The organism is Kroppenstedtia guangzhouensis (genome assembly GCF_014637345.1).
GTDB classification, from domain to species: Bacteria; Bacillota; Bacilli; order Thermoactinomycetales; family DSM-45169; genus Kroppenstedtia; species Kroppenstedtia guangzhouensis.
On sequence record NZ_BMEX01000005.1, the window covers coordinates 171780 to 183870 of the forward strand.

The window sequence follows — 12091 nt, forward strand, 5'->3', positions numbered from 1 at the left end:
AACTCAGTGTGCCATTTTTTGAGAGATGTACACATTGGCCAAGACCGTGAAGATATAAGCTTGAATTGCACCCACAAACAGCGAGAAGCCCATCCAAACAATGACGGGAGCACCTGTGATCAAGGGGGATCCCTCGGTGATCATGATCGTGATCAGGATTTCACCAGCAAAGATATTGGCCCACAGACGCATCCCATGGGTCAAGGGCTTTGAAAACTCTTCAATTAAATGAATCGGTCCCAACGGAGTCAGGTAGTGACCGAGATAGTTCTTCATCCCCGACCGGATCCCGACAATATGAGTGTACAGAGCGACGGCGACCGCCATTGCCAAGGTGACACTCAGATCCGCCGTGGGTGACTTGAACCAGGCGACATGGTCATCTTCCGCAATCCCCAAGGCAGGGAAGGGTTGATCGGCATGCATGGTGACCATGAGGAAAATGCCGAGTTGGTTTGCGACCAGGATAAACATAAACAGCGTATAGCTGAAAACCACATACTTATCCGCTGTTTTGTTGTCATAGGTCATCCGGGTGATGCCCCTGACAAAGTCGATCGCCATCTCTACCAAATTCTGAAGACCTCTCGGAACCCTGCTGAGACCCCGGGTGGCCAGCACCGAGATCAGGAAAACGATGAGACAGGTCACCGTTGTCCCGATGATGATGGTCAGATCAAAGGTCATGTTGAGGAACTCAACCTTCGGCGTTGACTCCATCCTTTTCGTTCACCCCCTTTTTTCTTGATTGCCAAAACCAGATTTTATCAAACTTAACTCTACCACAACTGCAGCCACATAGCCGAGGGGAAGCCCAAGGAAAATACTGAGGACATTTACTTGCTCCGGATAGCGGATTCCCAGGATCAAGGGGAGAATCAAGGCGAGGAAGCGATTGGTCAATCCGAGGCCCGGACGAGACCCTTCACCGGCTAAGGCCATTTCTCCGGCCAACCGGAGTTTTCTGGCGATATGGAGAACATTGTATAGGCTGACCAGCCCCCCCAAAAACATTCCGGCAAAAAAAGATTTCGTGGGCAAGGTAAACCACAGAAGAAAGATCAGTGCCAGAGAACAAGCTGTCAGGATCATGACACGGCGCCGCCGAATCTCCAGGGATTCCCTGTAGGGTTGAAAGTCCAATGGCAACCTCCCTCAGTGACCAAAGCTGACTGCTGTCACGGCTTGAGAAGTTTTCAACACTATTTCTTCCGTAAAAAACGGATGGCCATGAAGGTGCTGACTCCTCCCAGCAACATTCCTCCCAGCAACCCTGTGGCTGTCCAGGTCGGAAAGCTCCCCCATTTGTCGTCCAAGAACCGACCGAGCCAAGCTCCGCCCACGATGAACAAGAGGATTTCCACGCCCAAAGAACCGAACAAACCAATGATCTTCCAGGGATTCTCCGGTTGTTTCTTCAAGGATCTCCCCCATTCACAAAAGGGTTGCAGGTAAGATGCCGTTGTAAGGAGCAAGCCAAAAATCGCTCCATCCCACTTTACATCGTATCGAAGGCTCGGGGAATGTGTCAACGCTTCCACCGGCCCCAAAGATGAACAATTTGTCACATTTTGTTCCCCCTTTGGGAACAGAGAAATACTATTCCCAACAGGGTTCCTAAAAACGTATCCGCTCCAGAAGGGGCGGTCATTTACGGTTTTTTTGCTACTGCCACTTCTTCACCGGGTACCGTAGAGGCGATCGCCGGCATCCCCCAGACCGGGGACAATATAGCTGTTTTCATCCAGCTTTTCGTCCACAGCGGCAACATAGATGTCCACATCTTCATGAGCTTGTTGCACCCGTTCAATCCCTTCGGGGGCTGCAATCAAACACATCAGTTTAATGTTTTTCGCCCCCATATCTTTGATGCGACGGATCGCTTCGGCGGCAGATCCCCCCGTAGCCAGCATGGGATCGATCACGATCAACTCCCGCTCTCCGATATCCGATGGCATCTTAGCATAATACTGAACGGGCTCCAGAGTCTTTGGATCCCGGTACAATCCGACATGACCCACTTTTGCAGTGGGAATTAGACGCAATATGCCGTCTACCATCCCCAAGCCTGCACGCAGAATGGGAACAAGACCCAATTTCTTTCCTGACAGCACTTTGCATTTGGCTTCGGATACCGGAGTCTGTACGGTTACTTCCTGCAAGGGCATGTCCCGGGTGATCTCATAGGCCATCAGTGCCGCAACCTCATCCACCAGTTCCCGGAATTCCTTGGTTCCCGTGTTCTTGTCCCGGATGTAGGTCAGTTTGTGCTGAATCAGCGGGTGATCAAAAACATAAACATTGCTCAAATTTTACACTCCCTTCCATCGGATCTCAACAGTTCTCAAACATTTTACTGGTCTTTTCGGCGATTGTCCATCGACTTGACGGACAATAGACTGGTGATTTTTGCACAATACTTTCGATCCTCTTTTATATATTGCCCCGGAAGAAGGAAACCCGCCCTCAATTGGCGGGTTTGATGTGCAAATCGGAAAGTGATGTACGAGTTATTACCATGGAGGGCAAAGAGAATTTTTACAACAGACGGACTCCCTGATCATCACCCATTTCCCAACCAAGGTGCGCCCAGGTCCAAATCTAGCTCAAACTCCCTTGATCACGGCCACCGGCTTGCAGCGGGCCACCACCGTGGCCAGACCCGCCCCTTCCACGGAGTCGATGATCTGATCCACATCTTTGTATGCTTGAGGAGACTCATCCAGAATTGACTCCAAAGTGTTTTGATTGACCACGATTTCTTCATCGGTTCCCACTTTCATCGAACGGGAGAAAGCATCCACTGTGACCAATTCTTTGGTGGCACGCCGGGAGCGAAGTCGTCCGGCCCCGTGACAGATGGAGTGGAAGTTTTTCTCCCCGGCCTTTTCTCCGACCATGATGTAAGAAGCCGTCCCCATGGACCCGGGGATCAAGGCGGGATGCCCCGTTTTTCTGTAAGGAGGCGCGTTCATGAAATGGCCAGGCGGGAGAGCTCGGGTGGTTCCCTTTCGGTGAACCAGCATCGGTTGGTTGCGATGAACTTCCTTCAGGGCATAGTTGTGCATCAGGTCATACAAGACTGGCATTTCCATGTTATTCCCGGCGAACTCTTTCAATCCCTGAAGTACCCCGTAAGCGATCATATGCCGATTGGCGACGGCAAAATTGAGTGCGGAATACATCAAGTTGATGTACCGCTTTCCCTCTTCCGAATCGATGGGGGCATAGACAAGGTTGGGGTCCGGAGTCCCCACACCCCACTTTTGCATCGCCCGCTTGAAGTCCTTTACATAGCGAGCTCCCATCATTCCGCCCCATGCCCGGGACCCGGAGTGAATCATCACCACGATCTGTCCATCGAACAATCCCCAGGCTTCAGCCACATCCCGCTTCTGCTCTGAAATTTCCACCCGCTGAAATTCGATGAAATGATTTCCTCCCCCCAGAGTTCCCAGTTGTCCCCAAGCTCGCCCCCACACCTTATCGGGAATCTCTCCCAGGAAATTTGTGTCAAATTTGAACCGGGCGGTTTCCACATGGGTTAAGGAACGGGTGGAGCGCGGAGTGTAAGCATCAGGGACATATTTTTTCGGTAGGCCCTTAATCCCTTCCTTGACCACGTTCTCCAGTCGGATGTCACTGTATCTCGAAGTGGAACGCTCGTTGACGGGCACAAACTTCTCCACCGCCTGTACCAACTCCCGTCTCACCTGGCGTCCCCGCAAATCTTCTTCCCTGAGACCGGTCAGATGAAGACGCATCCCGCAACCGATATCGGAACCGACGATGGAAGGGGAGACAAAACCGTCTTTCATCCCCCACACCGCCGTCGTCCCGATGCAGGTGCCGATTCCCACATGGGTGTCTGGAGTGTAGCTCATGTGAATGCTGCGGGGAATTCTCAAATTGTTATCGGCCATCTGAAACACTTTTTGATCCAGCTGCGCAAACACTTCATCGTTGGCGAATACATGGAGATTCCCATGGGTCAGCCTTAGTTCGCGATGGTTGTTTCCATGATTTTCAATCATCGTATCCTCCCCCGAATCACCCAAGTCCCACTATTTTAGCAGAAGGGGGCAGAAAATACGATCATTTCCGTTTTTTCCTTCAAAAAATGAGCCCCTCGAAGGAGGGGCTTCCGGTCAGTTCTCCATATCGGCATATAGTGGATAGCGGGATGTGAGGGAGGCGACACGCCGGCGGGCTTTCTCCCTCGACTGCCCGTCTTCCGGATTTTTTAACACCAGCTCCATGATATTGGCAATCTCATCCATCGCTTCCCCGTCCATCCCCCGGGTAGTGACCGCCGCGGTTCCGATGCGAAGACCGCTGGTGACAAAGGGGCTTTCCGGATCAAAGGGGATGGCGTTCTTATTGGTGGTGATCCCGGCCTCATCCAACAGATGCTCCGCCGTTTTCCCTGTCAGGCCGAGGTTGCGGACATCGATCAGAATCAGATGGTTGTCCGTCCCACCGGAAATCAGTTGAAAACCGCGCCCAATCAATGCTTGCGCGAGGCGGGCTGCGTTATCCACCACCTGTCCGGAATATTTTTTAAAGGAATCGTCCAAAGCCTCCCGGAAAGCGACAGCCTTGGCTGCGATCACATGCATCAGGGGACCGCCTTGAATTCCCGGGAAAATCGATTTGTCGATCTGTTTGGCGTATTTTTCCTTGCAAAGAATCATTCCGCCCCGGGGGCCGCGCAAAGTTTTGTGGGTGGTGGTGGTGACAAAATCGGCATGGGATACAGGGCTGGGATGGTGTCCCGTCGCCACCAGTCCCGCGATGTGAGCCATATCCACCATCAGATAGGCTCCTGCTTCCCTGGCGATTTCCCCCATTTTGGCAAAGTCGATGGTTCGGGGATAGGCGCTGGCCCCGGCCACCAATAACTTTGGTTTGTGTTCCAGAGCCAGCCTCCGCACTTCTTCATAATCGATCCGATGGGAGTCCGAATCCACCCCATAGGCGATGAAGTTGTACATTTTTCCGGAAAAATTGACCGGACTCCCATGGGTCAGATGACCACCATGGGCCAGGTTCATGCCCAGAACGGTATCCCCCGGTTCCAGTACAGAAAAATAAACCCCCATGTTGGCCTGAGCTCCGGAATGAGGCTGAACATTGACATGCTCTGCTCCAAACAATCGCTTGGCCCGGTCCCTTGCCAGCTCCTCCGCTTCGTCAACAAATTCGCAGCCACCATAGTAGCGTTTGCCCGGATAACCTTCAGCATATTTATTGGTCATCACACTGCCCATGGCTTCCATGACAGCCCGGCTTACGAAGTTTTCAGATGCGATCAGTTCAATTTTTTCTTGTTGCCGGCCCAGTTCTTTACTGATGGCCGCCGCGATTTCCGGATCCTTTTGCCTGACAGAATTCACTGGCTTCTCCTCCTTTATTCCAGCCGTTCCCGTCCATTCTAACATCAAAAACGGAGAAAACCATCCATCAAACTCTTCAACCCTTCTTCTCCGTCTCTGTCAAAATATAAACCGCCCGTGCTCCGCCGATCAATTTGGGTCGGGTGACAGCCATGGTGACATGGGCTTCGCCGATGTAATGCGAGGGGCGAACCGGAACTGCCACCGGCTTCAGATGCATCCCGATCAGGGTATCCCCTATATCGATCCCCGCATCGGCGAGGACTTCCTCCACCAAGACCGCCCCTTTCAGATGACGGTATGCCCGGGAAGCCATCGCACCTCCTGCCTTGGGTACCGGAACGGCCGCCACCTCTGTCAGTTGAAACTGTTCCTGTGTCTGGCGGGTGACCACCAGTGCCCGATTCAGATGCTCACAACACTGAAACGCAAGGTGATAACCATATGAATTCTGAACCTGAAGGGCCCCCTCCAAAATGGCGGTGGCCACTTCGTCACTGCCCCCGCTCCCGATTTGCTTGCCTGCCACTTCACTGGTGCTGACACCCATCACCAGGAGGTTACGGTGATCCAAAGGCTTGGTCTTGAGCAGCTCTTCCGTCACCCGGACCACTTGATTCCGGATCTGCTCCCGCACAAGTTCACTTCCCTTCCAAAGCACCGATTTTGTCCACACGACGGTGGTGCCTGCCACCGGCAAACTCCGTCGTCAACCATGTTCTGACAATGTCTTCAGCCAGCCCGGGACCCACCACCCGTTCACCCAGGGCCAGGATGTTGGCATTGTTGTGTTCCCGACTCATCCGGGCCGAATATTCATCCGTCACCACGGCGCAACGAATCCCCTTCACCTTGTTGGCGGCAATGGACATGCCGATCCCAGTACCGCAGATCAGAATGCCACGGTCAAATTCACCTTGTGCCACCTTTTCCGCCACAGGCAGAGCATAATCGGGATAATCCACGGAGTCTGGGCAGTCGCAACCGACATCTGTAACTTCCATCCCCAGTTCATTCAACACTTGCTTCACCGTTTCTTTCAGATTTAATCCTCCGTGGTCGGATCCGATCACGATTCTCATCTCTTGAGTCCCCCTGTCCACTAAAAGCTTTGTGAATGAGTGCTGGCCGGATCGGTCGGGATTGGGTTTCACATGACCTTTTCGTTGTTCTGAACTGCCAAAATCACTCCATGTGAAACCCAACCCTCCCTGCATAGCGTGATCAGGGAGCGAAGCGACCCTAGGCACGACTTGTGCCCTGTGGGTATGACAGCTTTTTCACAACGCTTCTAAAAACGTTGCCATTTTTTGATCCCACGGGGTTGGATTCACCCGACCTGTCGCACTTTGGATCCAAAGGCACTCCCCGTGAACATGTTCACCACGCTTTTTGATCCTCCAAACCCTGTTTCATGATTTTCTTTCATTCTTCCATCGATCCAACAATTTCTCCACCTGCACCTCGATCTCAGCGGCGCAGCGCCGGTATTCCTCCACATCTCCGCCAAAGGGGTCCGCCACATCCATCCGGGACAACATCTCGTTGACTTCTTTCCGGAGAGATGCAGAGGAGACCTCCCGCTCCTTCAATTCCACCTGCAAATCCTTTTCCCTCAAATGGTCCCCCTCTTTCCGGGCCTTCTCCAGCAATGCCCTGCGGGTTTCCAATTCCGCCTCAAGGCGTTGGAGAGTTTTCACCTTTTCCTTTTGGGCGTCTCCAAGCGTATACTCCTTCAGTGTGTGCGACTTGTCCACCGCCTCGGGATAATAGCGGATCAACATCTGTTTATGAGCCGGGGTCATCGTCAAAATGAGGTCTGCCCAGTCCACCCATTCCTCACAGAGGGCACGGGACCGGTGGGAGCTGTGGTCGATGCCCTTTTCTTTCATCACTTGGAGGGCTGCATCGGATGGGGATGCTCCGTTCATGGCGGAAATTCCGGCAGACCGAACTTCCAGCCGGAATCCCCCCTTGACTGCTTTCTCACGCAATATCGCCTCAGCCATGGGGGAGCGACAAGTGTTCCCGGTGCAAACAAACAACACCCTTTTCACCCATTCATCCCCCTTTCCGGGAAGTACTGGCGGTTGATACTTTACATTGTCTCAAGCCCCGACAAGGTTATGCAACCGTTGTTTTTCCCATCATACATCAATCAAAACAAGTCTGTCCCGTCACAGTAAAAACCGGAGACCGAAAGAGATCAGGATCAAGCCCCCAACAGCCTCTCCGTAATCTCCGATCCAGGACCTCGCGCGGCGTCCCAGCAACATGCCCGTGCAGGCCATGACACCCCCTGTCGTTCCAAACAACAGCACTGCCAGCAGGAGATCTGCCGCAAAAAAGCCAAGGGACAAACCCGCTGACAAAGAATCGAGACTGACACTGAAAGAAAGCAGAAGAAGACCCCACAGGCTGTCATGGAGAGGGGATTCCTCTTCCCCTGTGACGTGAAATGCATTCATCAACATATTGGTCCCCAATAAACAGAGGAGTCCTCCACCCACCATCACGGCAATCTCTTCCACCAATGAACCCAAAAACCGTCCGACGGTGAAGCCCACGAGAGGCATCAATATGTGAAAAACACCGATCATCCCGCTGATCAACAAGATACGACGAAACCTGAGCCCCTGCATCCCCACTCCGATCCCCAGAGAAAAGGCGTCCATCCCAAGGGCCACGGATATCATCCACAAAGTGAAAAACTGCCCCCACAGTGGCAAGGAAAAGTCCATTCTCACTCCTCCCCGCACCTCTCATGTCTTTGAAAGATATGCGGTGGAGTGGACAAAAAGAACCGCCCGTCCCAAGGGACGGGCAAAGCGGCAGGGCCTCCGCCGCTTCAATCTCGATCAGGGTCGATCACCCGGCCTTCCGCCGCTTTGCTCAACCGGTTCATCACAGAGTATAATACTCCCCTCGGTGGAAAGCCTTCCGCTGCAATCCATTGGGCACCCACTTCGTCAAACCGGCGCAGTGCTGCGTACAATTCCCGGGCGATGGTATCCGGACGGGAGCGGGTTCCGCATACAACGACCCAGTCGGCCCGGTAACGGGAAGCATGTTCTTCTGTACACAGGATTCCTGTCTTCTTTCCGGACCGAACCGCCTCATCTACCATCTGTTGAATCCGGTTCACTTGTTCCTCCCCTTCCCCGGTAATGACCCACATCTCCCCTCTGGGCGCATAATGGCGATATTTCATTCCGGGTGAACGGGGGGATTTACGTTCTTCCTGCAATCCGGGATCAACCCGGACTTCCCCGACGACCTCCCGCAGCATCTCCAAGGTGATACCCCCCGGCCGCAACAACACCGGAGGTGTCACCGTCACATCCACCACAGTGGATTCCACCCCCACCCCCGTGGCCCCTCCATCCAAAATTCCGTCGATCCGACCCGCCAAATCGGTCCGTACATGTCCGGCTTCTGTGGGACTCGGCTTACCTGACCGGTTGGCGCTGGGGGCCGCCACTGGCAACCCACTGTTTTTTAATAGGGCGAGCGCCACGGGATGAGAAGGAATCCGCACCCCCACAGTGGGCAATCCCGCAGTCACTTGAGGGGCCAGATTTCCCCGGTGGGGTAAAATCAGGGTCAAGGGACCGGGCCAAAAACGGCGAGCCAGCAAACAGCCTGACTCCGGAATTTCCCGAACCCAATCCTTCAATCCTTGTTCATCGGCAAGATGTACGATCAAAGGGTTGTCCGATGGCCTTCCCTTCGCTTTGTATATAGAGGCGACCGCTTCCGGGTCGGTCGCACTGGCTCCCAATCCGTAAACCGTTTCCGTGGGAAATGCCACCAGACGTCCTTCCCGCAACAGTGTCGCCGCTTCCCGGATCGCGGGATGATGGTTCAGGTCAGCTTCCACGTCGATCTGCCAGTGTTTTGTTTCCATTCCCGAATTCGACCCTTTCCATGGAAAAAATCAGCCTGCAAAAACGGTCTTACACCAGTGTCACAGGCCGGGTCCGGCTGAACTTTCCCTATGATACCATATCCTCTGGTTCTCATCCCACCCAGGCAAAGAACAGGCGGTTGGGTCAGGCCGTGTCTGATCCAACCATTGCTGCGGATCGGGCCGTGTATATCGGCGGAGAGATTTTGTACTCTCACCAGCACAAGTCTCCCCAGGATTCACTTTGCCAAAATGCAGTCCCTTTTCTGAATAATGTTTTCCCGGTTGATCAACAGCCTCCGGTATTCCGGTACACCATCGGCACTGCCCTTATTTCGTCGACCCGGACATCAGCGGAATGGCGGATCTCCCCGGGAAGCTCTTCCCACTTCACCGGTTGAAATCCGAAATATTCAAATAAATTTGGAGAGATCCCTGTCAGAAGATAAATCTCTTTCAACTCCAACCGCTGTACAAAGGAGAGAACCACTGTGATCAATTCCAAGCCGGTCTTTGCATTCCAGGAACTCCTTTCCATCACAAAGGAACGCAACAGCCCCCGGTCACCGTAGATTTCCAACCCCACCGTCCCCACTTTTCTTCCCTTTGGAGGCTCTTCCACCAGTAAAAAATTTTCCAAGTGACGATCCACGCCTTTTTTGCTGACCCCTGCCTGCTGAAGCAACTGAAGGATCACTTCCCGATCTCCTTGATTTGCGTGCCTGACAGTGAACACAGTCCCATCCTCCTCTCACTTCTCTCTATGAATCTATGAAGTGAACAGAGGATGCAGAACCAAAAACAGATGAAAAGGTTCCCTGTCCACAAGTGACAGGGAACCTTCGATCAATCAAAGAGTCCGGAAAAGAAATCCTCCAGAGAATCGAGGAGAAAAAAACGAATTTCCGTTTTTTCGGGCCCCTGGGGGAAATTGATCTTCTCCACCCGGGCAGGTGCTGCCATCGCCTGGCCGGCAGCAACAGCCCGGTCCGTCTCCTCCAAGGCATCCCCGTTGCTCATATCGACAAAACAGAGCGGTGGAAACAGTACACACCACCAATTGTCTCCTTTCCCTTCCCCGATGGTGATCAACAGAGCCTCATATTTCCCGGCGGGATACACCTTGTCTCCGTAAAGTTTGGTCGGAAAGGGAACTTCCCCGAACCGAATCTTGACCGGATAGGAAAATCCGTTATCCCGAAGGGTCTGCTTGGCGACCCCTTCCAGTCGGGGAAGATGGGAGCGCAACAGTTGCCGGGCATCTTCCAGAGTGGCCGGTTTTTGTGCCCAACCTCCGATCTCCCGGATCATCGCATCCCGCACTTGCTGTTTCAAGCGTTGATCCCGGTCTGAATCGCTGTTGGCGAGAATCCGGAGACGAATCGCCTCGTCGGGAATCTCCCCCTCTTCACCGGAATGCGCCCTCACCGCCCCCACCCCGTGCTCCCTATCTTCTCCACTGTCGGTCCATTGTATGAATGCAAAAATAATGACTGTCAACAAAAACAATACCGTATAAGTGCGAACCCGCATCGGATAAACCCTCCTAGACTGATCTATCCTTCATTATGGACAGGCAGCCACAGGTTTAATCACAGATTACACGGGTTTGAACTTCATTTCCCGGGGAATTCCTCCCTCCTTCCCATCCATAGAAGCTCTGTGATATAGCACTTTTGAATCAGTCGGGATGGGTTTCACATACGGCGCCCCAAGATTCCGACGAACCAAAGGCTTCATGTAAAACCCAACCCTCCCTGTGACGATTCTTCACAACGCTTATAAGTTGCCGGGGGAATCCGTCTCCGACCACTCAGCCCACAAAACAACCATCCCGACGAACTCGCCCCCGGTCTCGCTGTGACCATAGACGACTCCTTTTACCCTGGTCACCTCTTGTCTGTTCGGGCGACTACCACCCGCGGTCGCCCGGCCAGATCGGACACAAAGGAAACCTGTGCGCCGGCAAGACTCTCTTCCAGCATGTTCCCGACGATTTCCGATTGGTTCTCTCCTACTTCAAAAACAACCAGACCCGGATTTTTCAAAACTGCCGGAATCCCCCTCACCAGGATACGATAAGGGTCCAATCCGTCTCGTCCCCCGTCCAGCGCGATCCGGGGTTCATGCTCTCTCACCTCTGCATCGAGGTGGGGAATCTCCCCCACCGGGATATAAGGCGGGTTGGAAACCAGCACATCTACCCGGATATCCCGCTTCCGAAGCGGATCCAACCAATCCCCCTGCAGCCAGCGGATACGATCCCCACTCCCATTTTTCACTCCGTTTTGACGGGCCACATTTAGCGCTTCCGGGGAGCGATCCACAGCAACTATTCCCCAGTCGGGTCTTTCCAAGGCCAGTGTGACCGCAATGGCACCGCTTCCTGTTCCCATATCGGCTGCGGTTACAGATCTCCCCTTCCATATGTTGTCCGCTTCCCGAAGAACCGTCTCCACCAGGATTTCTGTTTCCGGGCGGGGGATCAGCACGGAAGGTTCCACTCGGAAGGAGCGGCCGAAAAATTCCTGCTCCCCGGTCAAATACTGAACAGGAATTCCCTCAGCCCTCTTCTTTAACCAAGTGATAAAACGATGGGCTGCCTCTGAAGGCAACGGCTCATGAAACCGGGTGAACAGCTCCGTCCGATCCCAGCCCAAGGCAACCCGCAGCAACAGCTCCGAAATAAACCGGGGGCTTTCCACCCGATACCCCTCCAGGAAACGGGTTCCCAGTCGGTAGGCTTGTGCAACGGTCACCATCTGATTCCATTCCGAATTCAAGGGGA

At 53.5% G+C, this 12091-nt stretch carries 14 protein-coding genes; all 14 read right to left on the reverse strand.

Going from position 1 to position 12091, the window contains the following annotated elements:
- Positions 1-3: 3 nt before the first annotated feature.
- The 14 genes from atpB to prmC all read right to left on the reverse strand — a co-directional run bounded on the left by atpB (position 4) and on the right by prmC (position 12086).
- On the reverse strand, positions 4-720 hold the full coding sequence (gene atpB / locus IEV46_RS09160) for a F0F1 ATP synthase subunit A (RefSeq protein WP_188432247.1): 717 nt from the start codon (positions 718-720) through the stop codon (positions 4-6).
- A gap of 9 nt (positions 721-729) precedes the next feature.
- On the reverse strand, positions 730-1143 hold the full coding sequence (locus tag IEV46_RS09165) for an ATP synthase subunit I (RefSeq protein WP_188432249.1): 414 nt from the start codon (positions 1141-1143) through the stop codon (positions 730-732).
- A 59-nt stretch (positions 1144-1202) separates the two neighbouring features.
- Positions 1203-1421 carry an AtpZ/AtpI family protein gene (locus IEV46_RS09170; protein ID WP_188432250.1) on the reverse strand — a complete coding sequence of 73 codons (219 nt, stop codon included), beginning with the start codon at positions 1419-1421 and terminating at the stop codon, positions 1203-1205.
- Between the two features lie 258 nt (positions 1422-1679).
- A complete protein-coding gene (gene upp, locus IEV46_RS09175; RefSeq protein ID WP_188432252.1) occupies positions 1680-2309 on the reverse strand; it encodes a uracil phosphoribosyltransferase in 630 nt (209 codons plus the stop codon).
- 297 nt (positions 2310-2606) lie between these two features.
- A complete protein-coding gene (locus IEV46_RS09180) occupies positions 2607-4034 on the reverse strand; it encodes an RtcB family protein (RefSeq protein WP_188432254.1) in 1428 nt (475 codons plus the stop codon).
- Positions 4035-4148: 114 nt separating this feature from the next.
- Positions 4149-5441, reverse strand: coding sequence for a serine hydroxymethyltransferase (gene glyA, locus IEV46_RS09185; protein ID WP_373284595.1), 1293 nt, complete (start codon positions 5439-5441; stop codon positions 4149-4151).
- 31 nt (positions 5442-5472) lie between these two features.
- The gene (locus IEV46_RS09190) at positions 5473-6033 is read right to left on the reverse strand and encodes a TIGR01440 family protein (RefSeq protein ID WP_188432258.1); all 561 of its coding nucleotides are present in this window, start codon (positions 6031-6033) and stop codon (positions 5473-5475) included.
- A 4-nt stretch (positions 6034-6037) separates the two neighbouring features.
- Positions 6038-6478: a ribose 5-phosphate isomerase B gene (rpiB, locus tag IEV46_RS09195; RefSeq protein WP_188432260.1), complete on the reverse strand. Its 441-nt coding sequence runs from the start codon at positions 6476-6478 to the stop codon at positions 6038-6040.
- Positions 6479-6808: 330 nt separating this feature from the next.
- Positions 6809-7453, reverse strand: coding sequence for a low molecular weight protein arginine phosphatase (locus tag IEV46_RS09200; protein WP_188432261.1), 645 nt, complete (start codon positions 7451-7453; stop codon positions 6809-6811).
- 120 nt (positions 7454-7573) lie between these two features.
- Positions 7574-8137 (reverse strand): manganese efflux pump MntP, encoded by a 564-nt coding sequence (locus tag IEV46_RS09205; RefSeq protein WP_188432263.1) that lies wholly within the window; start codon positions 8135-8137, stop codon positions 7574-7576.
- 107 nt (positions 8138-8244) lie between these two features.
- The gene (locus tag IEV46_RS09210) at positions 8245-9303 is read right to left on the reverse strand and encodes an L-threonylcarbamoyladenylate synthase (protein WP_188432265.1); all 1059 of its coding nucleotides are present in this window, start codon (positions 9301-9303) and stop codon (positions 8245-8247) included.
- A gap of 289 nt (positions 9304-9592) precedes the next feature.
- On the reverse strand, positions 9593-10039 hold the full coding sequence (locus IEV46_RS09215) for a GNAT family N-acetyltransferase (RefSeq protein WP_188432267.1): 447 nt from the start codon (positions 10037-10039) through the stop codon (positions 9593-9595).
- 110 nt (positions 10040-10149) lie between these two features.
- Entirely contained in the window at positions 10150-10836 is a 687-nt protein-coding gene (gene spoIIR, locus IEV46_RS09220; RefSeq protein ID WP_188432269.1) for a stage II sporulation protein R, read from the reverse strand.
- 356 nt (positions 10837-11192) lie between these two features.
- Positions 11193-12086, reverse strand: coding sequence for a peptide chain release factor N(5)-glutamine methyltransferase (gene prmC, locus IEV46_RS09225; RefSeq protein ID WP_229736014.1), 894 nt, complete (start codon positions 12084-12086; stop codon positions 11193-11195).
- Between the last annotated feature and the right edge of the window lie 5 nt (positions 12087-12091).

Coding starts and splice junctions, on each gene's coding strand:
- atpB (WP_188432247.1), bottom strand. CDS start 720: ATGGAGTCAACGCCGAAGGTTGAGTTCCTCAACATGACCTTTGATCTG.
- IEV46_RS09180 (WP_188432254.1), bottom strand. CDS start 4,034: ATGATTGAAAATCATGGAAACAACCATCGCGAACTAAGGCTGACCCAT.
- glyA (WP_373284595.1), bottom strand. CDS start 5,441: ATGTTAGAATGGACGGGAACGGCTGGAATAAAGGAGGAGAAGCCAGTG.
- rpiB (WP_188432260.1), bottom strand. CDS start 6,478: ATGAGAATCGTGATCGGATCCGACCACGGAGGATTAAATCTGAAAGAA.
- IEV46_RS09205 (WP_188432263.1), bottom strand. CDS start 8,137: ATGGACTTTTCCTTGCCACTGTGGGGGCAGTTTTTCACTTTGTGGATG.
- IEV46_RS09210 (WP_188432265.1), bottom strand. CDS start 9,303: ATGGAAACAAAACACTGGCAGATCGACGTGGAAGCTGACCTGAACCAT.
- spoIIR (WP_188432269.1), bottom strand. CDS start 10,836: ATGCGGGTTCGCACTTATACGGTATTGTTTTTGTTGACAGTCATTATT.